We start from the raw sequence: 26,373 nt of genomic DNA, 5'->3' as shown, positions 1-26,373 counted from the left end.
CCGTCGCGACGCTGCGGCGAGAGCGGTCACCCCGCCTGATCGCGAGCAGGGTCCCGGCGTCAGGCCGAGACGTCCTCCAGGGCGGCGACGATCTCCGACGGCAGGGCAAGCTCGAGACTTCCGAGCGCGGAGCGCAGCTGAGCTGCCGTGCGGGCGCCGACGATGGGCGCCGCCACGCCGGGCCGGTCGCGCAGCCACGCCAGGGCAACCTCCCCGGGCTTGGCCCCGAGGCCTCGGGCGGCCATCGCCACCGCGTCGGCGACGCGCGTGGTCTGCTCGTCGATGAAGCGCTCGGCGAATCCCGGGAAGTCGCTCGACGCCGCGCGCGATCCCGACGGTATGCCGTTGCGGTACTTCCCGGTCAGCACGCCGCGTCCCAGCGGTGACCACGGGAGCAGCCCGAAGCCGAGCGACGTCGCGGCCGGCACGACCTCGTGCTCGGGCGTACGGCATACCAAGGAGTACTCGATCTCGTTGGCCACCAGAGGGATTCGGGCCGACTCGAGCAGGCTGAAAGCGCGCGCGGACTGCCAGCCGGAGTAGTTGGAGACGCCGACGTAGCGGGCCCGGCCCGACGCTGCCGCCCACTCGAGCGCGGAGAGCGTCTCGGCCAGCGGCACGTCGTCGGACCACGTGTGCGCGAGCCAGAGGTCGACGTGGTCGGTGCCGAGGCGGCGCAGCGACGTGTCGAGCTGGGCCATGAGCCCGCGCCGCGACACGTCGACCCGTCGCTCGCCACCCGCCCGGGAGATGCCCGCCTTGGTGCAGATGACGAGGTCGTCGCGAGGGACCGTGCCGTCCAGCAGGCCCCCGAGGATGGTCTCGGCGTCTCCGCCGCCATAGCCGTAGGCCGTGTCGACGAGGTTGCCGCCCGCCTCGACGAACGCACGCAGGTGGTCACCGGCCTCGTGGCGGTCGACGGCGTTGCCCCAGAGCATCGTCCCGAGGGCGAGAGGGGTGACCGTGAGACCGGACGAGCCGAGACGCCTGCGCATGCCTCGAACGGTAGTGGGCGACGCCGCACCCCGAGCGGCCGCCACGTCGGCGACCGCGCCGATAGCCTGCGATCCATGAGGATCGGTGTGAATCTCGGCTACTGGGGACGCGGCACGACGGGGCAGGACCAGGTGGCGGTGGCGCAGGCCGCCGACCGGCTCGGCTACGACAGCGTGTGGGTGGCCGAGGCGTACGGCTCGGACAGCCCGACCATGCTCGCGTGGATCGGGGCGCTGACCGAGCACGTCGACCTCGGCTCGGCCGTCATGCAGATCCCCGGACGGACCCCGGCGATGACGGCCATGACGGCGGCGACGATCGACACGATGTCCGGCGGCCGGTTCCGGCTGGGGCTCGGGGTGTCCGGTCCGCAGGTGAGCGAGGGCTGGCACGGCGTCCCGTTCCGCAGCCCGCTCGGCCGCACGCGCGACTACGTCGAGATCGTGCGCGCCGCGCTCCGCCGCGACACGGTGACCCACGCCGGCCCGCACTACCCGCTCCCGCTCCCGGGCGGACCGGGCAAGCCGCTCAAGCTCTCCACGCGGCCCGTGCGCCCCGACCTCCCGGTCTACCTCGCGGCGGTCGGCCCCAAGAACCTCGAGCTGACCGGCGAGATCGCCGACGGCTGGCTCGCGATCTTCTTCAGCCCCGAGCACGCCGCCGACCTGCTCGCCACCCTCGAGACGGGCCGGCGCCGGGGTGGACGAGGGCCTGTGGACGCACCGATGACGGGCTTCGACGTCGTGGCGACGACGCCTGTCGTCCTCGTCGACGACGTCGCGGAGGCGGCGGACCACGTGCGCGACTACTGCGCGCTCTACATCGGCGGCATGGGCTCGCGCGAGCAGAACTTCTACAACCAGCTCGCGTGCCGGATGGGCTTCGAGGAGGACGCGGCGCGCATCCAGGACCTCTACCTCGCCGGCCGCCACCGCGAGGCCGCCGCCGCCGTGCCGCTCGAGTTCATCGACGAGACGGCGCTGCTCGGGTCGCCGCAGCGAATCGCCCGACGACTCGGTCGCTACGAGGAGGCGGGAGTCACGACCCTCGCCGTCGCCGTCGGCGGGGGCATGACCCGCGACCAGGCCCTCGCGACGCTGCAGGTGGTCGCCGGGATCGCCGCCCTCGAGCCCGCCAGGGCGTCGGACGAGCCGGCCCCGGACGTTCCCTAGGGATTCGTCTCCGCGCCGCCCTCCTCGAGGCCTCCCAGCCGGCGTTGTCGATAGGGTGCGACATTGTGCCCAGCGGCCGTCGCACCCTTTCGGGTGGCGACCCGTCCCGTCCCTCCTGCGCAGAAGGCCCACCCTGACCCATGGCTGACCTCAGCTACCTCGACGCCATCATCCTCGGCGTCGTCGAAGGCCTCACCGAGTACCTTCCGATCTCCTCGACCGCCCACCTGACCATCACCGAGAAGCTCCTGGGGCTCGAGGTGAACGACCCCGCCGTGACGGCCTACACCGCCGTCATCCAGCTCGGCGCGATCGCGGCGACCCTCCTCTACTTCTTCCGCGACATCGTCCGCTTCGCGGTCGCCTGGTTCCGGGGCCTCACGTCCACGGGTGCGCGCAAGGATCCCGACTACGGCCTCGCGTGGGCCGTCGTCATCGGCTCGATCCCGGTCGGCATCGTCGGGTTCCTTGCGCGCGACCTCATCTCGGGCGCCCTGCGCAGCCTCTGGGTCGTGGCCGTCGCGCTGCTCCTGTGGAGCATCGCCATGGTCGTCGCGGAGCGGATCTACGCCGGCCACGAGGCCCGCGGCGAGATCCGGGGTGAGCACTCGGTGCGTCCCGTCGACGGCGTCGTCATCGGACTCGTCCAGTGCTTGTCGCTCATCCCCGGTGTCTCCCGCTCGGGCGCGACGATCTCCGCGGGTATCGCCCGCGGCATCGACCGCGTCACGGCCACCCGACTCAGCTTCTTCCTCGCGATCCCGGCACTGACGGCCGCGGGCCTCTTCCAGGCCGTGGAGGAGAAGGACGGCCTCTCGGCGCTGGGGGTCGGCCCCGTGGTCGTCGGGGTCGTCGTCGCCTTCGTCGTGGCCTACGCGACGATCGCCTGGCTGCTGCGCTTCGTCGCGAGCAACACCCTGCTGCCCTTCGTCTGGTACCGCATCGCGCTCGCCGTGGTGCTCGCCGGCGTCCTCGCGGGCGGTGTCATCACCGCGACCTGACGTCCCGCGCAGACCACGAACGGCCGACTTCCCCGCGGGGGAGCCGGCCGTTCGCCGTCGCTAGAGCCAGCCCGAGCGCTTGAACGCGCGGTAGAGGCCGATGCACGCGGCCGCCATGACCCCGAGCACGAGGAAGTAGCCGTACTGGAACTCCCCGTGGCCGAGATGGACGCTCGCGGTCAGCTCGGGCATGTGCTCGAAGTTCATGCCGTAGATGCCGGCGATCATCGTGGGCACGGCTGCGATCGCGACCCAGGCAGAGATCCGCCGCATGTCCTCGTTCTGCTTGACCGAGACGCTCGCGAGATGGGCCGACAGCACGTCGGTCAGGAGGCGGTCGTAGGACTCGACGTGGTCGTTGACGAGGCGCAGGTGGTCGGCGACGTCACGGAAGAAGGGCAGCATCTCCTCCGTGAGGCCACGGCCCCGCGCGCGTTCCATGAACTGCGTCAGGGTGTCGGCCAGCGGCTGGCTGGCCCGGCGGAACTCGAGGACCTCGCGCTTGAGGCGGTAGATCGTGTTGGCGTCACCGCCGAGGTGGGAGGCGAACACCTGCTCCTCGATCTGCTCGAGGTCCCGGCGCACCTCCCGGTCGACGACGAGGTAGTTGTCGACGACGGAGTCCATGACGGCGTGGAGCACGGTCATGGCGCCGTGGCCGAGGCGCTCGGGCTCGGTCTCGAGGCGCTGGCGCACGCCGGCCAGCGGGTTGCCCTCACCATGCCGGACGGTCACGACGAAGCGGTCGCCGATGAAGAGCATGACCTCACCGGTCTCGATGTCGCTCGTCGCCTCGATGTAGCGCAGCGTCTTGAGGACGACGAACACCGACGACTCGTACTTCTCGATCTTGGCCCGCTGGTGTCCGTTGACCGCGTCCTCGACGGCGAGCGGGTGCAGGTGCAGCTCCTCGTTGACGAGGTCGAACTCCTGGTCGGTCGGGTCCTTGAGACCGATCCAGAGGAAGCCGTCCTGAGTGAGGCGCAGCACGTCGAGCTCATCGCTGAGGTCGCCGCAACCCTGCCGCCGGCCGTTGCGGTAGATGGCCTTGTCCACGATCACATCTCCTACTTCACCACGTCCGCTCGCCGACGTCTCGCAGGCTGGCGTATGCCGCCGGGCGAGGGTGCAGGGGCGGGCTAGGGTGGCGGTCGTGCCCACCGTCATCTTCGTGCGCCACGGGCGCTCCACCTCCAACACCGCCGGTACGCTCGCCGGCTGGATGCCCGGGGTCTTCCTCGACGAGACCGGGGAGGCACAAGCCGCCTCCGTCGGCCAGCGGCTCGCCGCAGCAGTGCTGCCCGTCGTCGAGGTCGTCAGCTCACCGCTCGACCGGTGCGTGCAGACCGCCGACCTGCTGGCCGCCCCGCTCCCGGACCACGTGGCCCGCAGCATCCACGAGGGACTGGGGGAGTGCCGCTACGGGGCGTGGACCGGGCGACCCATCGCGGAGCTCGCCAAGGAGGAGCTCTGGAAGGTCGTGCAGGACCGACCGAGCGAGGCGCGCTTCCCCGACTCGGCGGCATACCCCGCCGAGTCCATGGTGGAGATGCAGGACCGGGCGCTGCGCGCGGTCCGGGAGATCGACGCACGCATCCTCGAGACGCACGGCAAGGACGCGGTCTGGGTCGCGGTGTCGCACGGTGACGTCATCAAGTCGATCCTGTCGCACGCCACCGGCGCCCACCTCGACGACTTCCAGCGGATCAACGTCGACCCGGCCTCGGTGAGCGTCGTGCGCTACACGAGCCGCAAGCCGTTCGTGCTGCGGCTCAACGACGTCGGGGGCGACCTGACGGGGCTGCGACCGCCCGAGAAGCCTGCCGCCGAGGAGGGCGACGCCGTCGTGGGCGGGGGCGCCGGGACACCCGGAAGTGTCGGATAGGGTCGAGCGCATGACGGTCCAGGACTTCGATCCCGCTGACCGGTTCGTCGCCGGGACGGTCGGCCCGGCCGGCCAGCGGGCCTTCTACCTCCAGGCGAGCACCGGACCCCTCGTCGTCACCGTGGGCGTCGAGAAGCAGCAGGTCTCGATCCTCGCCGACCGCGTCAACGACGTGCTCGACCAGCTCGCGCCCGCCGCTGCCGTCGAGCCGGGCGAGCCCGGTGGGGCGCCCGAGGACACCGACCCGCTGCAGACGCCGTTCGACGAGGACTGGCACGTGCAGACCCTCTCCCTCGCCTGGGACGAGGAGGCGCAGAAGGTCGTCATCGAGTGCCACGACCACGACCCCGACGAGGTCGACGAGGACGCCGACGACGAGGTGGGTCCGCTCGGGCGCAACTCGATCCGGGTCGCCCTGACGCCGGCCGAGGCCCGCGCCTTCGCACGGCGCAGCAACGCGCTCGTCGCTGCCGGCCGCCCGCCGTGCCCCTTCTGCGGCAGCCCACTCGATCCCACGGGCCACATCTGCCCGCGGGCCAATGGCTACAAGCGCTGACGGCACCCCGCCGTCGGTCGACCTGACCGGCGAGCTCGAGGTCCTCGGGCGCATCACCGAGTCCTCGAACCTCGCTGTCGTCGCCCGCATCGCGAGCGTCCCCGGCGGTCACGTCATCTACAAGCCGGTCCGGGGCGAGCGACCGCTGTGGGACTTCCCCGATGGCACGCTGGCCGGCCGGGAGGTGGCGGCGCAGGTGGTCTCGGAGCTCGGCGGCTGGCACGTCGTGCCCTCGACCGTGCTGCGCGACGGCCCGCTCGGTCCCGGTTCGGTGCAGCTGTGGATCGGTGACCCGTTCGACCCCGTCGACGACGACGTCGTCGTCGACCTCGTGCCCGAGGGGCGCACGCCCGACGGCTGGCACGCGGTCTTCGACGGCGAGACACCCGGCGGCTCGGCCGTGACCGTCGTGCACTCGGGCGCCGACGACGTGCGGTCCCTCGCCGTGCTCGACGCCGCCCTCAACAACTCCGACCGCAAGGGCTCGCACTGCCTCCGGGACCGGGAGGGACGCCTCTGGGCCATCGACCACGGCGTGACGTTCTCGCCGACCCCGAAGCTGCGCACGGTGCTGTGGGGGTGGGCCGGGGAGCCGATCGTCGAGGACGACCTCTTGCGCCTGAAGCGCCTGCGGGACGCGCTCGCCGATGACGAGCCGCGGCAGCGGCTCCTCGCGCTGCTCCCGGAGGACGACGTGGACGCCCTGGCCCAGCGCGTCCGGCGGCTCCTCGACCGCGGCGTGCACCCCTTTCCCAGCCCAGACTGGCCCTCGGTCCCGTGGCCGCCGCTGTGAGGTGCGCGCGTCGCCGTGCGCGTGGTCGACCGCGCCGCGTCCGACCGGTCCCGACGGGTCACGCGCGCCGGGATAGAGTCTGCGCGTGAGAAGTTGGCCGATGCCGTTCGTCCCCAAGGTTCCCGGCAGTGCACCCGAGGTGCGAGTCCGCGACACGGCATCCGGAGAGCTCGTGCCCGCCGCCCGCGGTGACCTCGTCACCCTCTACGTCTGCGGCATCACGCCCTACGACGCCACCCACATGGGTCACGCGGCGACCTACGTCACCTTCGACCTGCTCGGTCGGGTCCTGCGCGACAGCGGGCACGCGGTGCGCTACGTCCAGAACATCACCGACATCGACGACCCGCTGCTCGAGCGGGCCGAGCGCGACGGCGTCGACTGGCGAGACCTCGCGACCCGCGAGATCGCGCTCTTCCGCGAGGACATGACCGCCCTGGCCGTCATCCCGCCCGACGAGTACCTCGGCGCCGTCGAGAGCATCCCCACCTTCGTCGGTCCCATCGAGAAGCTCGTCGCCGACGGCTGGGCGTATGCCGTGCCGGCGCCGGACGCCTCACGCGAGGGTGCGCAGGACCACTACTTCGACGTGGCCCGCGACCCTCGCTTCGGCTCGGTCAGCCACCTCGACGAGGCCGGCATGATGGAGGTCTTCGCCGAGCGCGGCGGCGACCCCGACCGTGAAGGCAAACGCAACCGCCTCGATGCCCTGCTGTGGCGCGCGCACCGCGAGGGCGAGCCCGAGTGGGACGGCGGCAGCCTCGGCTCCGGTCGTCCCGGGTGGCACATCGAGTGCGCCTGCATCGCGCTCGACCACCTCGGCATCCCCGTCGACGTCCAGGGTGGCGGCACGGACCTCGTCTTCCCGCACCACGAGATGAGCTCGGCGCACGGTCGTGCGCTCAGCGGCTCCGAGTCGTTCGCCGGGTCCTTCGTGCACCAGGGGATGGTGGGCCTCGACGGCGAGAAGATGAGCAAGAGCAAGGGCAACCTCGTCCTCGTCTCACAGCTGCGTCGCGACGGGGTCGACCCGATGGCGATCCGGCTGGCGCTGCTCGCCCGCCACCACGCGCACGACTGGATGTGGACCGACGGCCAGCTCATCGAGGCGCAGCAGCGGCTCGCCACGTGGCGCGAGGCGCTGTCGGGCAACGGCGGACCCGTCGCCGACCAGACGGTCGACGACATCCGGGCGGCCCTCGCCGACGACCTCGACAGCCCAAGGGCCCTCGAGGCCGTCGACCGCTGGGCCAGCCAGTCGCTGACCCGCGGGGGCGACGACCCGGGTGCTCCCGGTGTGCTCGGACGCGCGCTGGATGCGCTTCTCGGCGTGCGTCTCTGACCATCGTCTCCGATGGTCGAGCCGCAAGGTCAAGAGCGTGCCCCCGTGTGGGTGGCTCATCCCGTAGTCGACCAGCCGCGAACCCTCAACGAACTCCATCAGGGGTTCATAGCCGAGAGTGCGCGTCTACCATCGCGCCCACCGACGAACGTCGGTCACATGCACCTTCAAATGGTGGATGCCGTCCAGCGCCGGGATCTTCATGAGCCTCATGATGATGCCTGCTGGAATCCGGGCTAGACCAACTATTTCTCCTCGAACGGCATCCTGTCATCGGCACGAACGCGCGGATCGCGGCATTGGTACGGCGCGTCGTCCTGCAAGGGCCCCGGTCGCAAAGCGACCGGGGCCCCAGTGGGTCCACTTCAGGTCAGGCGAGGACCTTGTAGGTGACGACCAGACGGACGTAGCTGATGTCGTAGTCGTTGTCGTAGTAGCGGTTGGGGACGTACACCGTGGTCTCCACCACACGGGACGAGTTCACGACTCCTGCGGGCGCGACCGACCCCAGGGTGCGCCACGCGATCGTGGGGCTGGTGTAGATCTCGGGCGTGAACGCGTAGCTGCTCGTCCCCCACTTCGTGAACCCCGACGCGAGCTTCGAGGTGTCCATCGAGAAGCCGTAGCTCTGCAGCTTCAGCGAGCTGTAGCTGACGGCCGCCGGCAGCGTGAACCGGTAAACCCCGCCAGCAATCTCCAACCCGTAGTAGGAGTCGCACGTGTTGGCCAGCCACAGCCCGTACGGGTAGAAGTAGGAGGAGCCCAGGCTCGTCCAAGCACAGGAGTCGTCACTTCCCCCGGCGGAGTAGAACTGGCTGCCTCGCTTGTCCAACGTCGCGGTCTTGGTCACGAGCCGCTTGCTGCTGACCACGACGGAGTACTTCGCCGTGCTGCGGCGGTTACCGGCAGCGTCCTGCGCAGTCAGCGTCCAGTAGAAGGTGCCGGCACCGACCAGGGAACCTGCCGTGTTCCGGCCGTTCCAGGTGATGCTGGCCCGGCCGGCGGCGCGGTTGCCCGTCATCGACCGGACGACGCTGCCTCCGCCGGTGCGCACGGTCAGGGTGACCGTTGCGGATTCACTGAGGGTGAGGGCGGGAGAGAACGTGTCCCTGTAGGTGTCGGGGTAGGGGTAGAAACCAGTCCCGTTCCCCGTGATGGAACTCATCGTCGGGGCGACCTGGTCGACGCGGACACTGATGGCGGCAGCGCCCCGCAAGGTTCCCGCGTTCGTCGCCCGGCTCGTGACAAGCTCGACACGGTAGGTGCCGCTCGTGACGCGGGCAGCGCTGTTCGTCAGTCCGTTCCAGACGAAGGAGCGTGTGCCCGCGCTTAGCGTGCCCAGACTGGAAGGTCCGCGCACGACCGTGCCGGCGGAGTTGCGAACCTGCCACTTCACCGCTTCGGTGTCGGGAAGGTAGTAGGTCAGCTTCGTCGTGTCGGACCTGCCGTCACCGTTCGGGCTGAACACACTGGGACTGAGGGCTGTGAACTTCGGGTGCAGCGACTGGTTTCGGAAGGACACCGCAGCCGACGCCGGCCCGGCGCATACCGTCGCAGTCGAGCAGCTGACCGCGGTGACGGTGTGAGTGCCGTCCGCCAAGGCGCTGACCTCGAACGTGAACGCGAACGGTGCGCTGGTGTCAACGCCGCGACGCACCCCGTCGATGAAGAAGCCGACGGCGCCGCCGGGAGCGGTCGCGGTGAACGCGGCCGAACCCGACACCAGCTGCGAGGGCAGAGGTGAGGTGATGACGGGGGCAGCGTTCGTGACGGTCACCCCGACCTGGGCACCATCGGAGGCGCACAGGGTGGTGAGGCTGCAGTCCACGGCCCGAAGGGTGTGGCTGCCGTTGCCCAGACCCCACGTCGACCACGTGGTCCTGGCTGTTCCGGTTGCGCTGTCGGTGGTGACGGCCGACCCGAGCGGCGTGCCATCGACGTAGAAGCGAACCTTCGGCGCGGTCGAGGCGGCCGTCACTGTCACCGAGCCGTTCACCGATGACCCGTCAGTCGGGCTGGTGATGGCCGGGACAGAGTTGGGCGTGAAGCCATCGAGAGCGGCCTTGAAGTCCACCTGTCCCGTGCCGAGGCCCAGGCCGACGTATCCGTGCGCCGTGCCGACGATGGCTGCTCGCACGTCAGCGGCCTTCGCGGTGCGGCTGCGCGAGAACAGCAGGGCGGCTTCGGCAGCGACCAGCGGCGTCGAGAACGAGGTGCCGTCGCTCGTGTCGTAGTCCGGCTGGAAGAACGTGCTTCCAGCGACTGGGGACGTGCTCCGGATTCCCGTGCCGGGCGCAGCCACGCTCACCCACGACCCATACTGCGAGAACGGCGCCCGGTTGCCACCCGCATCGGTAGCGCCGACTGCGACCACGTTCGGATAGGCGGCCGGATACTGCGGCGTGGTGGTGCCGTCATTCCCGGCAGCGGCGACCACGAGGGCGCCCTTGCTGACGGCGTATGCGACGGCGTCGGATTCCACCTGGTCCGGAGTGTCACCGGACAGACTCAGGTTGATGACGTTCGCGCCGTGGTCAGCGGCCCAGATGATGCCAGCAGCCTCAGCGTCGCCCCACACCTGCCCATACGGGTCGGCAACCTTCACGGCCAGGACGCTGGCACCCATGGAGGCGCCGGCGACACCAACGCCGTTGTCCCCGGTGGCGGCGGCGATCCCGGCGACGAAGGTGCCGTGGCCGATCTCGTCGGAAACGTCACTGGTCTGGTCGACCGCGTTGTACGAGCTGGCAACCCGCCCCGTCAAGTCCGGGTGGGAAACGTCCACGCCGCTGTCAACCACGGCGATACGCACGTCGGCGCTTCCGCGCTGTACGTCCCACCCGCCCGGAGCGGCGACGGCGTCGAGATAGGGCGCAGTCACTGCGTACTGCTCGTCGTTCGGCACGAACGACAGGGTTCGGCGCTGCACGACGTCCACTCGGGCGACGTCGCGACGCTGCCGCAGCTGACTGACGAGCCCGTCCGCGCGGTCCTTGGCAACCTCGAGCGAGACGGTCCCGAGCTGGGTCAGGGCGCGGCGCTGAACACCTCCCAAGGCCTTGGCCGACTGCGTCACGTCGCGCAGCGAGCTCAGTGACCTCGACCCGGACCGCATCTTCACCGACACCACCACCCGGCCGGGGTCCGCCTGAACGGCCAGCGCGCCGAGACGGGACCTTCCCGCGGACCCGGCCACCGTCTTCTGCCCCGAAGAGGCGACAGCATGCTTCTGCTCCAGCTGCTCCTTCTTGCTGCTGAGCGAGCCACCTTCATCCGCGGCGAACGCGGACGCCGGAGCGGCCAGCGCAAAAGCGACAACGGCAGCTACAACACATCGGCGCCTAGCGCCCATAGACAACCCCCTGCATGAACCGCGGGACCAACAAGATCAGACCGCGGGGATGTTCCCGCGCCAATCGCAGCGGGCGAGGGGCAACGTATCGACAAAGCCGGACACTCACGGGCGAAACGTTCAAATGTGGTGTGACGGCGCAAACCGGGACCGGCGAGAGCGTTCGCCCATCACCAGAGCCGGATGCGCACAACCATCGGCAGTCCGCCCAGCAAGCCTCACAGGCGATCCCGTAGAACTCCCCGGACTCCCTAGAGCTCCCAGGACTGAAGGGCGAGGCCTGCAGGCCAGAGGTCCCTCGGACGCGAGCACCGGGCAGTCGAGGGGCCGGGCGGCATACGCGCTCCGGCTGGCGACGGCTGCGCGGGGGGGAAGGGTCAGCGCCCGGTCTGGTCGTCGTCGCGCCCGCGGAGGTAGCGCTCGAACTCGCGCGCGATCGCGTCGCCGCTCGCCTCGGGCAGCTCGGCGGTGTCCTGCGCCTCCTCGAGGGACTGGACGTACTCGGCGACCTCCTCGTCGGACTGCGCGAGCTCGTCGACGCCGCGCTCCCACGCCCGGGCGTTCTCCTCGAGCTCGCCGTGCGGCACGGTGATGCCGAGGAGCGACTCGATGCGGCGCAGCAGGCTGAGGCTCGCCTTGGGTGACGGGGCGCCACCGGCGTAGTGCGGCACCGCGGCCCACGCGGAAACCGTCGGGATGCCCGCGTCGGAGGCCGCGTGGGTCAGCACGCCGACGATGCCGGTGGGGCCCTCGTAGCGCGAGGCCTCGACGTCGAAGCGGTGAATCGCCGCCTCGTCCTCGGCCGTGGCCGTGACCGGGATCGGTCGCGTGTGCGGCACGTCGGCGAGCAGGGCTCCGACGGTGACGATCGTCGTGACGCCGAGCTGGTCGGCGAGCTCGAGCAGCTCGATCGAGAAGGCCCGCCAGCGCATGGACGGCTCGATGCCCTGCACGAGCACGACGTCCCGGTCGAAGCCGGTCTCGGTCGCGACGAGGATGCGCGTCGTGGGCCAGGCCAGCATGCGCCGACCCTCCTCGAGCGACACGCGGGGGCGGTTGACCTGGAAGTCGTAGTAGTCCTCGGGGTCGAAGGCCGCGACGACCTCCGCGTCCCAGACCTCCGCGAGGTGGCGGACCGCGCTCGTGGCGGCCTCGCCGGCGTCGTTCCAGCCCTCGAAGGCCGCGATGAGCACCGGATCGGTCAGCTCCGGCACATCCTCGAACTCCAGCACCATGTCTCCTTCACCGTGGGCGCGCTCGCGTCCACACCTCCAGCCTAGGACCTGGCGCCACCGATGCGCCGGAGTCCCGCCGGCGGGCGCGCCCCACGCGTGAGGCCGGACGGGGTATGCCGTGCGCTGGCGTCGCGTGACCGCAGTGCGGGCGGCGACGCGCCGGACACGGCAGGTCCGTAGAATCGGGCCGGTCCCGTCACTCGGCACGAAACCCGTGCCGCCGAGAGGAGCCACGTTGTCCCAGTCGCAGCAGCGACCCGACGCCACCGAGAGCCTGACCGCCACCCTCGGTCAGCGCATCATGATCCTCGACGGCGCCATGGGCACGGCCATCCAGCGCGACCGGCCCGACGAGGCCGGCTATCGCGGGGAGCGCTTCGCGGACTGGCCGAGCGACGTCCAGGGCAACAACGACCTCCTGACGCTGACTGCGCCAGAGATCATCGCCGGGATCCACCGCGAGTACCTCGAGGCCGGCGCCGACATCATCGAGACGAACACCTTCAACGCCAACGCGATCTCGCTGTCCGACTACGGCATGGAGGAGCTCGCCTACGAGCTGAACTTCGAGGCCGCCGCGCTGGCCCGCCGCGAAGCCGACGCGATGACGGAGCGCGAGCCCGACCGGCCGCGCTACGTCGCAGGGGCGCTCGGGCCGACGACGCGTACGGCCTCGATCTCACCCGACGTCAACGACCCCGGTGCGCGCAACGTCTCCTACGACCAGCTCGTCGCGGCCTACCTCGAGGCGGCCCGCGGGCTCGTCGACGGCGGCAGCGACCTCATCTTCATCGAGACGATCTTCGACACGCTCAACGCCAAGGCTGCGATCTTCGCCGTCGAGACGCTCTTCGAGGAGCAGGGTCGCCGCTGGCCGGTCGTCGTCTCCGGCACCATCACCGACGCGTCCGGGCGCACCCTGTCCGGCCAGGTGACCGAGGCCTTTTGGGACTCGATCCGGCACGTGTCACCGCTCGCCGTCGGGCTCAACTGCGCCCTCGGTGCCAAGGAGATGCGCCCCTACATCGCCGAGATGGCCCGTCTGGCTGACTCGTTCGTCTCGTGCTACCCCAACGCCGGTCTGCCCAACGCCTTCGGCGAGTACGACGAGGCGCCCGACGAGACCGCGGGCATCGTCGGCGAGTTCGCCGAGGCGGGTCTCGTCAACCTCGTCGGCGGCTGCTGCGGGACGACCCCCGACCACATCGCCGCCATCGCGCGGGCCGTCGACGGCAAGCCCGTCCGCGAGCTCGCGACGAACGCTCCCGCGATGCGGCTGTCCGGGCTCGAGCCGTTCACCATCACCGACGACAGCCTCTTCGTCAACGTCGGAGAGCGCACCAACATCACCGGCTCGGCTCGCTTCCGCACGCTCATCAAGGACGGCGACTACGACACCGCCCTGTCCGTGGCCGCGCAGCAGGTCGAGAACGGCGCCCAGGTCATCGACGTCAACATGGACGAGGGGATGATCGACGGTGTCGCGGCCATGGACCGCTTCCTCAAGCTCGTCGCGAGCGAGCCCGACATCAGCCGCGTGCCCGTCATGGTCGACTCCTCGAAGTGGGAGGTCATCGAGGCCGGGCTCAAGTGCGTGCAGGGCAAGGCGATCGTCAACTCGATCTCCCTCAAGGAAGGCGAGGAACCGTTCCTCCGGCAGGCCCGGCTCGTGCGCAAGTACGGCGCCGCCGCGGTCGTCATGGCCTTCGACGAGGACGGCCAGGCCGACTCGCTCGAGCGCCGCCAGCAGATCTGTTCGCGCGCCTACCGCCTGCTCACCGAGGAGGTCGGCTTCCCGGCCGAGGACATCATCTTCGACCCCAACGTCTTCGCCGTCGCCACCGGCATCGAGGAGCACGCCTCGTACGGCCTCGACTTCATCGAGGCGACGCGCTGGATCAAGGAGAACCTTCCCGGGGCCAAGGTGTCCGGTGGCATCTCCAACGTGTCGTTCAGCTTCCGCGGCAACAACCCCGTGCGCGAGGCGATCCACGCCGTCTTCCTCTACCACGCGATCGCCGCAGGCCTCGACATGGGCATCGTCAACGCGGGCGCCCTGGCGGTCTACGACGAGGTCGACGCGGAGCTGCGTGACCGTATCGAGGACGTCGTGCTCAACCGGCGCCCCGACGCCGCGGAGCGGTTGCTCGAGATCGCGGAGGAGTACAACAAGGTCGGTCAGGCGGTGGAGGTCAGCGAGGAGGAGTGGCGCGCCCTGCCGCTGGGCGAGCGCATCACGCACGCGCTCGTCAAGGGCATCGACGCGCACGTCGAGGCTGACACCGAGCTGCTCCGCGCCGAGATCGCCGAGCGCGGCGGCCGACCCATCGAGGTGATCGAGGGTCCGCTCATGGACGGCATGAACGTCGTCGGAGACCTCTTCGGCGCCGGCAAGATGTTCCTCCCGCAGGTCGTCAAGAGCGCGCGCGTCATGAAGAAGGCCGTCGCCTACCTCATCCCGTTCATCGAGCAGGAGAAGATCGACGACCCCTCCCTGGCAACGCAGAAGGACACCAACGGCACGATCGTCATGGCCACGGTCAAGGGCGACGTCCACGACATCGGCAAGAACATCGTCGGGGTCGTGCTCCAGTGCAACAACTACGAGGTCATCGACCTGGGCGTCATGGTCCCGGCGCAGAAGATCCTCGACGCGGCGCGCGAGCACGACGCCGACATCATCGGGCTCTCGGGGCTCATCACGCCCTCGCTCGACGAGATGGTCGGCTTCGCCGCCGAGATGCAGCGCCAGGGCCTGACCATTCCGCTCCTCATCGGTGGCGCGACGACCTCGCGCGCCCACACGGCGGTCAAGGTCGACCAGAAGTACGACGGTCCGGTCGTCTGGGTCAAGGACGCCTCGCGCTCGGTGCCGACCGCCGCGGCCCTGCTCAGCGACGAGCTGCGGCCCACCCTCATGGCCAAGGTCAAGGAGGACTACGACTCGCTGCGGGCCCGTCACGCGGGCAAGGCGGACCGGCCGCTGCTCGCGCTCGAGGACGCCCGGTCGCGACGCACGCCGGTCGACTGGTCCGGCTACCGTCCGCCGCACCCGCACCTGCTGCTCCAGCAGGACCACGACGTCTCCTCGATCACCCGCTCGCACCGGATCTCGCAGCACGTCAAGGTGTTCCGCAGCTATCCCCTCGGTGAGCTGCGTCGCTACATCGACTGGCAGCCGTTCTTCAACGCGTGGGAGATGAAGGGCAGCTTCCCCGACATCCTCAACAACCCGGCCAGCGGCCAGGCCGCGCGCAAGCTCTACGACGACGCGCAGGCCATGCTCGACCAGCTCATCGAGGAGCGGTGGCTGACCGCCAACGGCGTCATCGGCTTCTTCCCGGCCAACTCCGTGGGCGACGACGTCGAGGTCTACCTCGACGACGCCCGCACCGAGCCCCTCGCCGTGCTGCACCACCTGCGCCAGCAGGGCGACCACCGCGCCGGTGTGCCCAATCGCTCGCTCGCCGACTACGTCGCCCCGAAGGGGACGCAGGACTGGGTCGGTGGCTTCGCGGTCACGGCCGGTCTCGGCGGCGCCGAGCGGGTCGCGGCGTTCCGGGCCGACCTCGACGACTACAACGCGATCCTGCTCGAGTCGCTCGCCGACCGCCTCGCCGAGGCGTTCGCCGAGCGCATGCACGAGCGGGTCCGCAAGGAGTTCTGGGGCTACGCGCCCGACGAGCACCTCGACAACGTCGCGCTCATCAAGGAGCAGTACGCCGGCATCCGCCCGGCGCCCGGTTATCCCGCCTGCCCCGAGCACACCGAGAAGGAGACGCTCTGGCGCCTGCTCGACGTGGAGGCCAACACGGGCATGACCCTGACGGAGAGCATGGCCATGGCGCCCGGCGCCTCGGTCTCTGGCTGGTACTTCTCGCACCCGCAGTCGCAGTACTTCGTCGTGGGCCGGCTCGGCCGCGACCAGGTGCAGGACTACGCCGACCGCAAGGGCTGGACGCTGGCCGAGGCCGAGCGCTGGCTGTCCGCGAACCTCGCCTACGACCCGGAGGACTGACCCGGTGACCCTCTCGCACACCGCCGACCCCGACCGCACGGTGCCGGCCCTGCCGGCGGCCGTCCTGTGGGACATGGACGGCACCCTCGTCGACACCGAGCCCTACTGGATCCAGGCGGAGCACGAGCTCGTCGCGGCCCACGGGGGTGTCTGGAACGACGAGTTCGCCCACCAGCTCGTCGGCAACGCACTCGAGGTCTCGGCACAGCTGATCATCGACCAGTCGGGGATCCCGCTGACGGTGCCCGAGATCATCGATGCCCTGCTCGAGCGGGTCATCGCCCAGGTCGAGCGGCGCGTCCCATGGCGTCCCGGAGCGCGTGAGCTGCTGCTCGAGCTCGGCGACCTCGGGGTGCCGTCCCTGCTCGTGACGATGTCGTGGCGCTCGCTCGCCGACACGGTCGTGAGGCGCCTGCCGGAGGGCGCCTTCGACCACCTCGTGACCGGGGACGAGGTCAGCCACGGCAAGCCGCACCCGGAGCCCTACCTCGCGGCGGCCCGCCTCGTCGGGGCCGACCCGGCGGACTGCATCGCCATCGAGGACTCGCCTGCCGGGGTGCGGTCCGCGACCGCCGCCGGGGTGCCGACGATCGCCATCCCGCACGTGGTGCCCGTGCCCGCGATCGACGGTGCCGTCCATCTCGACACGCTCGCCGGGGTCGGTGCGGCCGACCTCACGACGATCGTGTCGCGCCTGCGCTCTCCTCACTGAGGCGCGCCAGCGTCCGCAGCTGACGCCGCATCATCACGAGGTCGCCCCAGGCGAGAGCGGTCGACCGCGCCCGCGCGAGGGCCGACTCGGCCCGGGGGAGTGCGATGTCGCCGCGCAAGGTCGTCCTGGCCTCCGGCCCGCCTGGGAGCGGGACCGTCTGGTAGACGAGCGGCAGCCGCCCGAACAGGCGTATGCCGGTCGGCGCGGTGATCTCGAGGGCGAGCAGGTCGTCGGGCACCCAGTCGACGAGGGTGAAGATCGTCGCGAAGCGCTGCCCGACGGCGAGGCTCTCCAGTCCGGGCGTCAGGGCGCGTGGGCTCCGGCGACCGAGGTTGTCGACGAGGTCGTAGCTGTAGGGCGCGACGCGCAGCTGGCAGAGCCAACGGAAGACGACCGCGGGCTCGGCACGGACCGTCACCGCACGGCTGACGACGGGACCGGCATGGCCCACCAGGTGGCCCGGGCGGGCTGATGCGCCGAACTCGCCCCAGCGCCAAGGGAGCCCGTCGCGCTCCGCGGGTCCGCGGGCGGAGCCGGTGCTCACCGGCGGCCCTTGCGCTTCGGGACACCTCCACGCGGCGCGCCCTTGCGCCCGGTCTGCTGGGCGCGCCGGGAAGTGCCGTGGGCGCGGGATGTGGCCGAGCTCTTGGCGGTCTTCGAGGTCTTGGCGGGCTTGGCGTGTCCGCGCTGCTCGGTCGGCCCGTCCGAGCCGGACGGCGAGGCCGCGTCGGACGGCCCGCCACGGGTGCTGCGCTCCGTGCGGCCGCGGACGATGCCGATGAAGTCCTCGATGCGCGGGTCGTCGTCGTCGACCCTCCAGGCAAGGCCGACCCGTGAGGGTGCGACCCCGGTCACGGGGCGGTGGACGACGTCCTTGCGGTGGTGCAGGCGGGCGACCGACATCGGCACGACGACGATCCCGGAGCCGGTGGCCACCACGGACACCGCCTGCTTCGTCGTCATGGGCGGCATGGCTGTCGCCCGGTCTCGGGTCTCTGGCGTCGCGACGGCCGTCCACTCAGGGACGAGTGCGGGGTCCTGCATGAGGACCTCCTCGCCGAGGTCGGCGACGTCGACCTCGTCGAACGCGGCGATGACGTGCTCCTTGGCCACGACGACGACCGGGACCTCCTCGTAGAGGGGGATGACGTGCAGACCGTCGCGGTCGACCGGCAGCCTCAGGAGCACCATGGACGATGTCCCGTCGCGCAGGTGGGCCAGGGCATCGGCGTCCTCGACGGGTGCCGCCTCGAGGGGAGAGTCCGGCAGGCGCTGGCCCCACACGCGCAGCCACTTGTCCGGCGTCACGCCGGGCACGAACTCGACGCGGAACGGATCCGTCATGGTGTGCCTTCGCGGTCGGGGCAGGTCGCTCCCGAGGCTAGTCCACGTGGACATGTCGCCCGAGTGCGGAGGGGACACCGCCGGACGCCGTGCGACACCCGTGGCGGGCCACGGGCCGGGGACAGGCCGGGCGAGAGCGGGCAGGCGTGGTCGGGCGACGCCCTAGGCTGGACCCATGCCCACGCCGAAGCCGCAGACCATGAAACCCCAGACGGCCGCGAAGAAGCTCGGCGTCCTGCTGTCCGAGACCCCCGCCGACTTCCAGGAGGGCGTCGTCAGCCGCACCGACCTCAACGCGTTGCAGGCCGAGCCGCCGGAGTGGCTCGCGACGCTGCGCCGCAACGGACCCCACACCCGCCAGGAGACGGCCCGGCGACTCGGCATCTCCAACTCGGGCCTGACCCGCGGCGGGGTCGGAGAGCACCTGACGACCGACGAGATCAAGGCCGTCATCGACGAGATGCCCGCCTGGCTCGTGGCCGAGCGCGAGATCTTCGCGCAGGTCCGCGCCGAGGACGCGCGCCTCAAGGCACGCGACACCGGACGGCCCTGATCCCATGAGCGAGACGGTCCGGACGTTCCGCACCACCCTCGAGGCCACGGGTGGCAACAACGTGGGCATCGTGGTCCCTGACGAAGTCATGGCGGCCTTCGCCCGCGGCAAGCGGGTGCCCGTATCCGTGACCGTGGACGGTGGCTACACGTACCGGACCTCGATCGCCTCCATGGGCGGTCACTTCCTCGTGTCCTTCAACGCCGAGACGCGGGCCGCGACCGGGCGTGGCGCCGGTGACGAGGTGGAGGTCCGGCTCGAGGTCGACGACGCACCGCGCGAGGTCGAGGTGCCCCAGGCGCTCCGGGCGGTCCTCGACGCCGACCCCGCTCTCACGGCCGCCTGGACGGCTCTGTCCGCCAGCAAGCAGAAGGCGCATGCCCTCGCCGTGTCCTCGGCCAGGACCGACGAGACCCGCGAGCGGCGACTGTCGCAGGTGGTCGAGACCCTCCGGGACGGTGGCCGGCCCTAGGTCAGCTCGTCGCGGCGACGCGTCAAGGAGGCCGACTCGGCCGTGTTGCCCGCCAGCTCGATCGCCCGGGTGTACGCCGCCCGCGCCTCATCGCCGCGACCCATCCGGCGCAGCAGGTCGGCCCGGACCGCGTGGTAGGCGTGATAGCCGGACAACGGTTCCCCGAGAGGCTCGACGACGGCCAGCGCCACCTGCGGTCCGTCGAGCTCGGCGAGGGCGACCGCCCGGTTCAGCGCGACGACCGGCGAGGGTTCCAGGTCGTGGAGCTGGTCGTAGAGGGCGACGACCTGTGACCAGTCGGTGTCGCGCATGGTGCGAGCCGAGGTGTGCACGGCGTTGATGGCGGCCATGACCTGGTAGCGACCCGGAGCCGCCCCCGCATCGAGTCGCTCACGCACGAGACGGTGGCCCTCGGCGATCAGGGCCCGGTCCCAGACGCTGCGGTCCTGCTCGTCGAGGGGGACCAGCTCACCGCCCGGTGAGACCCGGGCAGTCCGGCGGGCGTCGGTGAGCAGCATCAGGGCGAGGAGGCCGGCCACCTCGCCGTCGTCGGGCAGGAGGTCGCGGAGCATCCGGGTGAGCCGGATCGCCTCGCCGGTGAGGTCCTGGCGGATCGGATCGGTGTCCGCACCGGAGGTGAGGTAGCCCTCGTTGAAGACGAGGAAGAGCACAGCGAGCACGCCGGAGACCCGAGTCGGCAGGTCCTCCGCGGTCGGCACCCGGTACGGGATGCGCGCGGCCGCGATCTTGGCCTTGGCCCGGGTGAGGCGCCGAGCCATCGCGGACTCCTGCACGAAGAAGGCCCTCGAGATCTCGGGCACGGTCAGGCCACCGACCATTCGCAGCGTCAGGGCGACCCGCGCCTCCATCGCGAGCGCGGGGTGACAGCACGTGAAGACGAGTCGGAGCCGGTCGTCGTCGAGGACGCCGAGCGGCTCGGCCTCGTGGTCGTCGTGCACCATGGCTGCCTCCTGGTGCTTGTGGTCACGCTTGCTCTCGCGCCGGATCCGGTCGATCGCCTTGCGGTTGGCGGTCGTCGTCAGCCACGCGCCCGGGTTCGGGGGTGTGCCCTCGGCCGGCCACCGCTCGACGGCGGTCGCGAACGCCTCGGCCGCGGCGTCCTCGGCGAGGCCGAGATCACCGAACCGCCGGGTCAGGGAGGCGACGACCCGGGCCCACTCGTCGTGGTGGGCCCGGGTGAGCTCGTCGCGGACGTCGGGTGGGCTCACAGGAACGGACGCACCTCGATCTTGCGGTTGCACGCCCGGGAGCCCTCGGCGGCGAGCCTGAGCACCACGTCGAGGTCCGGCGCCTCGAGGATCCAGAAGCCGGCGAGGTACTCCTTCGACTCGACGAAGGGCCCGTCGGTGAAGACTGCCTCGCTCCCTCGGTTGTCGACGACCGTCGCTGGGTCCGGGGAGCCGAGGCCCCCGGCGAAGACCCAGTACCCCTCGGACCGGAGCCGGTCGTTGAAGGCGTCGACGGCGGCCTCCTCGGTGGCGGTCTCGGGGCCGGTGCCGTCGTCGATCACGGATACGAGGTACTGCATGTCGGATCATCTCCTGTGCCTCGGGCCGCCCATCGCGGGCGGGCTCTCACCTCTGCTACGAACACCTCGGTCCGGATCGGACAGCGCGGGCGGGACTGATTCTGCTGGGTGGCAGGGACTCCGTGCCGAGCTCAGCGGTGCTGGGCCGTCCAGGCCCCGGCGTTCGCCGCCTCGGCGATGAGGTCGGCGACCTCGGCGTGGTTCTCACGGACGAGCCCGGTCGTCACGCGCACGTGGCCTTCGGGTCCGGCGACGTGCTCGACCGAGAACGGTGACCCCGGGGTCACCGCGGTGCCTTGGCTCGCGAGCCGGAGCACCGCTGCGGCCTCGTCGCGCACCGGCACCCAGATGTTGAGCCCGTCGGTGCCGGGCACCTCGATGCCGTGCTCCGCGAGGCGACCGACGACGAGCTCCCGACGACGGGCGTACTCGGCACCGGCCGATGCGATCCCGCGCGCGCAGACCTCGTCGCGGAGCAGGCCGGCGAGGACCCGCTGGAGCAGCCGGCTCGTCCAGCCCTGCCCGATGGCCCGCGCGTGCCGCACCGGGGCGAGCAGCGCGTCCGGGCCGCTCAGCGCGGCGATCCGCAGGTCTGGACCGTGCGACTTGCTGAAGCTGCGGATGTGCAGCACCTGGTCGGGGATCCACCGACCGAGGCTGGTCGCGGCCGACGTCGAGATCGGGCCGCTCGAGTCGTCCTCGATGACGATGCAGTCACGGCCCTCGAGCAGCGCAGCGAGTCGTCGCGCCCGGGTCGGCGACATGGACACGCCGGTCGGGTTCTGTCCTCGAGGCTGGATGACCACCGCTGCGGGTCGGCGCGGCAGCAGGGACTCGACGGCGTCAAGGTCGAGGCCCGTCTCGTCGAGCGGCACGCCGACGACCGCGACCCCCCGGTCCTCGAGCAGGTCGAGCAGGGGAGGGAACCCCGGGTTCTCGACGAGCACGAGGTCACCCGGGCGCAGCAGTGCCCGGGTGAGCAGGTCCAGCGCGTCCATCGCGCCGTCGACGACGAGGAGGTCGTCGGCGGCATACGGCCAGTCGCGCACGAGCTCCTGCCGTAACTCGTCGAGCACGGGGTCGTCGAGATAGCTGCTCGGCGTCGTCGGGTCGGTCAGTGCGGACAGCACCGGCACGAGCGGGGGCAGCAGGGCGCTGTCGGGGATGCCGGTTGACAGGTCGAGGCTCACCGGCGACTCGTGCCGCAGCGCCCGCGTGTAGCGCTCGCCGCCTCGGGCCGTGGGCGCCACGGTCGTGCCCCGGCGGCCGTCCGACCGGATGGTCCCCGACCGGGCGAGCAGCTGCCAGGCCGCGCTCACGGTCGTCGGCGACATCATCAGCTCCTCGGCGACCCGGCGGATCGGGGGAAGCTGGTCGCCCGGCACGAGGGTGGCGTCGCGGATCGCCCGGGACACGGCCTGCGCGAGGCCCTTGGCGGTCGGGGCGTCGAGGCGCTCCTCGATCGAGGAGATGACGGCACGCATGTTCGTAACATAGCAATCGATGCTTTGTATGGGGTCAGAGTGGCACGTAACGTGAGGTGCATGACGACCTCCACCGTGACGTCCATCGACCACTGGATCTCCGGCGCCCGCGTGCCCGGCACCTCCGGGCGCACCGCCCCGGTGCACGACCCGGCGACCGGCCGCCAGACCGGCGAGGTGCCGCTCGCCTCCACCTCCGAGGTGGACGACGCCGTCAAGACCGCGGTCGCCGCCGGACGCGACTGGCGCACCAGCTCTCTGTCGCGGAGGGCTGCCGTCCTCTTCGCCTTCCGCGAGCTGCTGCACACGCGCACCGACGAGCTGGCCGCGATCGTCACCGCAGAGCACGGCAAGGTACTCTCCGACGCGGTCGGCGAGATCGCCCGCGGCCTCGAGAACGTCGAGTTCGCCACCGGTGTACCGCAGCTGCTCAAGGGCGGCTTCTCGGAACAGGCCGCGAGCGGTGTCGACGTCTACAGCATCCGCCAGCCGCTCGGCGTCGTCGCCGGCGTCACGCCCTTCAACTTCCCCGTCATGGTGCCGCTCTGGATGTGCGCCAACGCCATCGCCTGCGGCAACAGCTTCGTGCTCAAGCCCAGCGAGAAGGACCCCTCGGCCGCGCTCTTCCTCGCCGAGCTCTGGAAGGAGGCCGGCCTTCCCGACGGCGTCTTCACCGTCGTCCACGGCGACAAGGAGGCCGTCGACGCGCTCCTCGACCACGACGACATCGCGGCGGTCAGCTTCGTCGGCTCGACCCCCATCGCGAAGTACATCTACGAGCGCGGCACCGCCAACGGCAAGCGGGTCCAGGCTCTCGGCGGCGCGAAGAACCACGCGCTCGTGCTGCCCGACGCCGACATCGACATGGCGGCCGACGCCATCGTCTCCGCCGCGTACGGCGCCGCGGGTGAGCGGTGCATGGCCCTGTCCGTCGCGGTCGCCGTCGGTGACGTCGGCGACGACCTCGTCTCCGCGATCTCCAGCCGCCTGCCGAAGCTCACCGTCGGGCCGGGCTCGGCGGAGGGCACCGACATGGGTCCGCTCATCACCCGCGAGCACCGGGACAAGGTGGCCGGCTACGTGGCGGCCGGAGCGGAGGCCGGGGCCACGGTCGTCGTCGACGGACGCGAGCAGGACGTCCCCGAGGACGGCTTCTTCCTCGGCATGACCCTGCTCGACGACGTGACGCCGGACATGACCGTCTACCGCGACGAGATCTTCGGGCCGGTCCTGTCGGTCGTGCGCGTCGCCACCTACGACGAGGGTCTGGCGCTCATCAACCGCAACCCGTACGCCAACGGCACCGCGATCTTCACCCGCGACGGTGGCGCCGCGCGCCGCTTCCAGAACGAGGTCGAGGTCGGCATGGTCGGGATCAACGTGCCGATCCCCGTCCCGGTCGCCTACTACTCCTTCGGCGGCTGGAAGGACTCGCTCTTCGGCGACACCCACATGTACGGACCCGAGGGCATCAACTTCTACACGCGCGGCAAGGTCGTGACGCAGCGGTGGCCCGACCCGGCCACCTCGACCGTCGACCTCGGCTTCCCGCGCACCCGCTGAGAGAGAAGGACCCACCCATGACCGACCTCGACCAGCGCAGCGTCATCGCCGACCTCCTCGATGGGATGACGGAGCAGCAGGTGCGCACCCTCGACCGCGACCACGTCTTCCACTCGTGGTCGGCCCAGGGACTCATCGACCCGCTGCCCATCGCCCGGGCCCAGGGCTCCTACTTCTGGGACTACGACGACAAGCGCTACCTCGACTTCAGCAGCCAGCTCGTCAACGTCAACATCGGCTACAACCACCCGAAGGTCGTCGCCGCGATCCAGGAGCAGGCGGCCCGTCTCGCGACGATCGCGCCGTCCTTCGCCAACGACGCCCGCAGCGAGGCCGCCCGGCTCATCACCGAGGTCGCGCCCGACGGGCTGTCCGCGGTCTTCTTCACCAACGGTGGGGCCGAGGCCAACGAGAACGCGATCCGGATGGCCCGGCTGCACACGGGCCGGCACAAGGTGCTCGCGACATACCGCAGCTACCACGGCGCCACGGGCGGCTCGATCACCCTGACCGGCGACCCGCGGCGCTGGCCCTCGGAGCCCGGCCTGTCGGGGATCGTCCACTGCTGGGGCCCCTACACCTATCGTTCGGCCTTCCACTCCGAGTCCGAGGAGCAGGAGCGCGACCGTGCGTTGTCGCACCTGCGCGACACGATCATGGTCGAGGGTGGGCACACGATCGCCGCGATCATCCTCGAGACCGTGGTGGGCACCAACGGCATCCTCGTCCCGCCGGACGGCTACCTCCAGGGCGTCCGTGACCTCTGCGACGAGCACGGGATCATCCTCATCGCCGACGAGGTCATGGCCGGCTTCGGGCGGTGCGGCGAGTGGTTCGCCGTCGACCACTGGGGCATCCGCCCCGACCTCATCACCTTCGCCAAGGGCGTCAACTCCGGCTACGTCCCGCTCGGGGGCGTCGTCATCTCGGACGAGATCCGGGCGACCTTCGACCAGCGCGCCTTCCCGGGCGGACTGACCTACTCGGGTCACCCGCTCGCCTGCGCCTCGGCCGTCGCCTCGATCAACGCGTTCCGCGAGGAGGGCATCATCGAGAACGCCCGGAGCCTCGGCACCGACGTCATCGGCCCGCGCCTGCGCGAGATCGCGGCGAAGCACCCCAGTGTCGGCGACGTCCGCGGCCTGGGCGTCTTCTGGGCCGTGGAGCTCGTGCGCGACCGCGAGACGCGTGAGCCGCTCGTGCCCTACAACGCCTCGGGTGAGGCGGCCGCGCCGATGGCGGCCTTCGCCGCGGCCTGCAAGGAGCGCGGGCTCTGGCCGTTCACCCACTTCAACCGCACCCACGTCGTGCCCCCGTGCACGACGACCCCGGCGGAGGCCGAAGAGGGGCTGGCAGTGCTCGACGAGGCGCTCGACGTCGCCGACGAGTTCACCGTCTGAAGGCTCTCGCCTCCAGCCGACGCCAAGGGCGCACGTATGCCGCCGGGCCCGCCCGGCGGCATACGTGCTCGGTCGTCGAGTGGGGTCAGGCGTCGAGCTCGACGAGCCCGGTGACGGACGGGTCGACGGCGCGCTGGGCGGCGTCGACGGGCAGCGGCGGGGGAGTGCCACCCCACGCCGGGCACAGCGCGCGGTGGTCGCACCAGTCGCACAGCCGGCTCGGGCTGGGACGCCAGTCACCCGTCGACGCGGCTCGCTCGATGGCCTGCCAGAGCGCCTTGACCTTGCGCTCGGTGCCGAGCAGGTCCTGCTCGTCGGGCTCGTAGGCGACGATCTCGCCGTTGCCGAGGTAGACGAGCTGGAGGCGCTTGGGGATGACGCCGCGCTGGCGCCAGAGCACGAGCGCGTAGAACTTCATCTGGAAGAGGGCCTTGGCCTCGAAGTGCTCGGAAGGCGAGCGGCCCGTCTTGTAGTCGACGACGCGCATCGCTCCGCCCGGGGCCACGTCGAGCCGGTCGACGTAGCCGCGCAGGACGAGCCCGTCGACCTCGGTCTCGACGTAGAGCTCGCGCTCGGCCGGCTCGAGCCGCGTCGGGTCCTCGAGACCGAACCACGTCTGGAGCAGCGTCGCTGCGCCGGCGAACCACTCGTCGGTGCGACCGCCGTGCTCGGCGAGCAGGTCGAGCATCGCCGGCTCCTCCTCGGCGAGGCGCTCCCACTCCTGGGGGACGAGCCCCACCGCGGCGTCGATGGTGCGCTCGGTCGCGGGGAGGTCGAAGAGCCGCTCGAGGACGGCGTGGACGAGCGTGCCCCGAGCCGTCGCCTGCGTGGGCGCCGACGGGAGCTTGTCGATGACCCGGAAGCGATAGAGCATCGGGCACGACATGAAGTCGGAGGCCCGACTGGGGGACAGCGCTGCAACCATGGGGCGACTGTATGCCGCGGG

22 protein-coding genes are annotated in these 26,373 nt (G+C 71.1%); 12 read left to right on the top strand and 10 right to left on the bottom strand.

The features are described 5' to 3' along the window. Positions 1-59: 59 nt before the first annotated feature. Positions 60-995 carry an aldo/keto reductase gene (locus AC1DW8_RS01030; RefSeq protein ID WP_478091221.1) on the bottom strand — a complete coding sequence of 312 codons (936 nt, stop codon included), beginning with the start codon at positions 993-995 and terminating at the stop codon, positions 60-62. Positions 996-1,070: 75 nt separating this feature from the next. Between AC1DW8_RS01030 and AC1DW8_RS01025 the strand changes: the two genes are divergently transcribed. After that, complete coding sequence (locus tag AC1DW8_RS01025) at positions 1,071-2,168, top strand: LLM class F420-dependent oxidoreductase (RefSeq protein ID WP_478091219.1); 1,098 nt, start codon at positions 1,071-1,073, stop codon at positions 2,166-2,168. A gap of 140 nt (positions 2,169-2,308) precedes the next feature. Continuing rightward, a complete protein-coding gene (locus AC1DW8_RS01020) occupies positions 2,309-3,169 on the top strand; it encodes an undecaprenyl-diphosphate phosphatase (RefSeq protein ID WP_056776949.1) in 861 nt (286 codons plus the stop codon). A gap of 60 nt (positions 3,170-3,229) precedes the next feature. On the opposite strand, the gene corA is transcribed toward AC1DW8_RS01020, so the two are convergent. Beyond that, positions 3,230-4,231 (bottom strand): magnesium/cobalt transporter CorA, encoded by a 1,002-nt coding sequence (gene corA, locus AC1DW8_RS01015; protein ID WP_056776952.1) that lies wholly within the window; start codon positions 4,229-4,231, stop codon positions 3,230-3,232. A 91-nt stretch (positions 4,232-4,322) separates the two neighbouring features. On the opposite strand from corA, the gene AC1DW8_RS01010 reads away from it, so the two are divergent. The 4 genes from AC1DW8_RS01010 to mshC all read left to right on the top strand — a co-directional run bounded on the left by AC1DW8_RS01010 (position 4,323) and on the right by mshC (position 7,745). Further along, on the top strand, positions 4,323-5,054 hold the full coding sequence (locus AC1DW8_RS01010) for an MSMEG_4193 family putative phosphomutase (protein ID WP_056827048.1): 732 nt from the start codon (positions 4,323-4,325) through the stop codon (positions 5,052-5,054). A gap of 10 nt (positions 5,055-5,064) precedes the next feature. After that, on the top strand, positions 5,065-5,610 hold the full coding sequence (locus AC1DW8_RS01005) for a DUF3090 domain-containing protein (protein ID WP_056776955.1): 546 nt from the start codon (positions 5,065-5,067) through the stop codon (positions 5,608-5,610). Continuing rightward, positions 5,594-6,403, top strand: coding sequence for an SCO1664 family protein (locus tag AC1DW8_RS01000; protein ID WP_478091215.1), 810 nt, complete (start codon positions 5,594-5,596; stop codon positions 6,401-6,403). The genes AC1DW8_RS01005 and AC1DW8_RS01000 overlap by 17 nt, the downstream gene beginning before the upstream one ends. An 85-nt stretch (positions 6,404-6,488) precedes the next feature. Continuing rightward, positions 6,489-7,745 carry a cysteine--1-D-myo-inosityl 2-amino-2-deoxy-alpha-D-glucopyranoside ligase gene (mshC, locus tag AC1DW8_RS00995; protein ID WP_478091214.1) on the top strand — a complete coding sequence of 419 codons (1,257 nt, stop codon included), beginning with the start codon at positions 6,489-6,491 and terminating at the stop codon, positions 7,743-7,745. 370 nt (positions 7,746-8,115) lie between these two features. Here the strand turns inward: mshC and AC1DW8_RS00990 are convergent, their stop codons facing one another. Both AC1DW8_RS00990 and AC1DW8_RS00985 read right to left on the bottom strand, forming a co-directional pair. Further along, positions 8,116-11,097 carry a S8 family serine peptidase gene (locus tag AC1DW8_RS00990; protein WP_082619846.1) on the bottom strand — a complete coding sequence of 994 codons (2,982 nt, stop codon included), beginning with the start codon at positions 11,095-11,097 and terminating at the stop codon, positions 8,116-8,118. Positions 11,098-11,474: 377 nt separating this feature from the next. Further along, positions 11,475-12,329 (bottom strand): PAC2 family protein, encoded by an 855-nt coding sequence (locus AC1DW8_RS00985; RefSeq protein WP_056777770.1) that lies wholly within the window; start codon positions 12,327-12,329, stop codon positions 11,475-11,477. A 238-nt stretch (positions 12,330-12,567) separates the two neighbouring features. On the opposite strand from AC1DW8_RS00985, the gene metH reads away from it, so the two are divergent. Both metH and AC1DW8_RS00975 read left to right on the top strand, forming a co-directional pair. Beyond that, complete coding sequence (metH, locus tag AC1DW8_RS00980) at positions 12,568-16,350, top strand: methionine synthase (RefSeq protein ID WP_478091211.1); 3,783 nt, start codon at positions 12,568-12,570, stop codon at positions 16,348-16,350. Positions 16,351-16,354: 4 nt separating this feature from the next. Further along, positions 16,355-17,062 carry an HAD family hydrolase gene (locus tag AC1DW8_RS00975; protein ID WP_478091208.1) on the top strand — a complete coding sequence of 236 codons (708 nt, stop codon included), beginning with the start codon at positions 16,355-16,357 and terminating at the stop codon, positions 17,060-17,062. Here the strand turns inward: AC1DW8_RS00975 and AC1DW8_RS00970 are convergent. Together AC1DW8_RS00970 and AC1DW8_RS00965 are read right to left on the bottom strand one after the other, a co-directional pair. Further along, positions 17,025-17,606, bottom strand: coding sequence for an SRPBCC family protein (locus AC1DW8_RS00970; RefSeq protein WP_478091204.1), 582 nt, complete (start codon positions 17,604-17,606; stop codon positions 17,025-17,027). The genes AC1DW8_RS00975 and AC1DW8_RS00970 overlap by 38 nt on opposite strands. Further along, the gene (locus tag AC1DW8_RS00965; protein ID WP_056776974.1) at positions 17,603-18,406 is read right to left on the bottom strand and encodes a LysR substrate-binding domain-containing protein; all 804 of its coding nucleotides are present in this window, start codon (positions 18,404-18,406) and stop codon (positions 17,603-17,605) included. The genes AC1DW8_RS00970 and AC1DW8_RS00965 overlap by 4 nt, the downstream gene beginning before the upstream one ends. A gap of 175 nt (positions 18,407-18,581) precedes the next feature. Between AC1DW8_RS00965 and AC1DW8_RS00960 the strand changes: the two genes are divergently transcribed. Continuing rightward, on the top strand, positions 18,582-18,959 hold the full coding sequence (locus tag AC1DW8_RS00960; RefSeq protein WP_056776978.1) for a DUF5997 family protein: 378 nt from the start codon (positions 18,582-18,584) through the stop codon (positions 18,957-18,959). Positions 18,960-18,963: 4 nt separating this feature from the next. Continuing rightward, positions 18,964-19,431 (top strand): YdeI/OmpD-associated family protein, encoded by a 468-nt coding sequence (locus tag AC1DW8_RS00955; protein ID WP_056776981.1) that lies wholly within the window; start codon positions 18,964-18,966, stop codon positions 19,429-19,431. On the opposite strand, the gene AC1DW8_RS00950 is transcribed toward AC1DW8_RS00955, so the two are convergent. From AC1DW8_RS00950 to AC1DW8_RS00940, 3 genes are all read right to left on the bottom strand, one after another. Further along, a complete protein-coding gene (locus tag AC1DW8_RS00950; protein WP_478091200.1) occupies positions 19,428-20,660 on the bottom strand; it encodes an RNA polymerase sigma factor in 1,233 nt (410 codons plus the stop codon). The two genes, AC1DW8_RS00955 and AC1DW8_RS00950, sit on opposite strands and share 4 nt — an antisense overlap. Beyond that, complete coding sequence (locus AC1DW8_RS00945) at positions 20,657-20,980, bottom strand: YciI family protein (protein ID WP_020144205.1); 324 nt, start codon at positions 20,978-20,980, stop codon at positions 20,657-20,659. The genes AC1DW8_RS00950 and AC1DW8_RS00945 overlap by 4 nt, the downstream gene beginning before the upstream one ends. A gap of 131 nt (positions 20,981-21,111) precedes the next feature. Beyond that, positions 21,112-22,464 carry an aminotransferase-like domain-containing protein gene (locus AC1DW8_RS00940; protein WP_478091197.1) on the bottom strand — a complete coding sequence of 451 codons (1,353 nt, stop codon included), beginning with the start codon at positions 22,462-22,464 and terminating at the stop codon, positions 21,112-21,114. A 60-nt stretch (positions 22,465-22,524) separates the two neighbouring features. On the opposite strand from AC1DW8_RS00940, the gene AC1DW8_RS00935 reads away from it, so the two are divergent. Both AC1DW8_RS00935 and AC1DW8_RS00930 read left to right on the top strand, forming a co-directional pair. Continuing rightward, a complete protein-coding gene (locus tag AC1DW8_RS00935) occupies positions 22,525-24,027 on the top strand; it encodes a CoA-acylating methylmalonate-semialdehyde dehydrogenase (RefSeq protein ID WP_478091194.1) in 1,503 nt (500 codons plus the stop codon). Positions 24,028-24,044: 17 nt separating this feature from the next. Further along, a complete protein-coding gene (locus tag AC1DW8_RS00930) occupies positions 24,045-25,427 on the top strand; it encodes an aspartate aminotransferase family protein (protein ID WP_200959069.1) in 1,383 nt (460 codons plus the stop codon). Between the two features lie 85 nt (positions 25,428-25,512). Here the strand turns inward: AC1DW8_RS00930 and AC1DW8_RS00925 are convergent, their stop codons facing one another. Beyond that, a complete protein-coding gene (locus tag AC1DW8_RS00925) occupies positions 25,513-26,352 on the bottom strand; it encodes a RecB family exonuclease (protein WP_056776992.1) in 840 nt (279 codons plus the stop codon). Positions 26,353-26,373 lie beyond the last annotated feature (21 nt).

The organism is Terrabacter sp. P2_E3 (genome assembly GCF_056403915.1).
This window is presented reverse-complemented; position numbering and strand designations above follow the sequence as displayed.

Coding starts and splice junctions, on each gene's coding strand:
- AC1DW8_RS01030 (WP_478091221.1), bottom strand. CDS start 995: ATGCGCAGGCGTCTCGGCTCGTCCGGTCTCACGGTCACCCCTCTCGCC.
- AC1DW8_RS01025 (WP_478091219.1), top strand. CDS start 1,071: ATGAGGATCGGTGTGAATCTCGGCTACTGGGGACGCGGCACGACGGGG.
- AC1DW8_RS01020 (WP_056776949.1), top strand. CDS start 2,309: ATGGCTGACCTCAGCTACCTCGACGCCATCATCCTCGGCGTCGTCGAA.
- AC1DW8_RS01005 (WP_056776955.1), top strand. CDS start 5,065: ATGACGGTCCAGGACTTCGATCCCGCTGACCGGTTCGTCGCCGGGACG.
- AC1DW8_RS01000 (WP_478091215.1), top strand. CDS start 5,594: ATGGCTACAAGCGCTGACGGCACCCCGCCGTCGGTCGACCTGACCGGC.
- AC1DW8_RS00990 (WP_082619846.1), bottom strand. CDS start 11,097: ATGGGCGCTAGGCGCCGATGTGTTGTAGCTGCCGTTGTCGCTTTTGCG.
- AC1DW8_RS00965 (WP_056776974.1), bottom strand. CDS start 18,406: ATGACGGATCCGTTCCGCGTCGAGTTCGTGCCCGGCGTGACGCCGGAC.
- AC1DW8_RS00960 (WP_056776978.1), top strand. CDS start 18,582: ATGCCCACGCCGAAGCCGCAGACCATGAAACCCCAGACGGCCGCGAAG.
- AC1DW8_RS00955 (WP_056776981.1), top strand. CDS start 18,964: ATGAGCGAGACGGTCCGGACGTTCCGCACCACCCTCGAGGCCACGGGT.
- AC1DW8_RS00945 (WP_020144205.1), bottom strand. CDS start 20,980: ATGCAGTACCTCGTATCCGTGATCGACGACGGCACCGGCCCCGAGACC.
- AC1DW8_RS00940 (WP_478091197.1), bottom strand. CDS start 22,464: ATGCGTGCCGTCATCTCCTCGATCGAGGAGCGCCTCGACGCCCCGACC.
- AC1DW8_RS00935 (WP_478091194.1), top strand. CDS start 22,525: ATGACGACCTCCACCGTGACGTCCATCGACCACTGGATCTCCGGCGCC.
- AC1DW8_RS00930 (WP_200959069.1), top strand. CDS start 24,045: ATGACCGACCTCGACCAGCGCAGCGTCATCGCCGACCTCCTCGATGGG.
- AC1DW8_RS00925 (WP_056776992.1), bottom strand. CDS start 26,352: ATGGTTGCAGCGCTGTCCCCCAGTCGGGCCTCCGACTTCATGTCGTGC.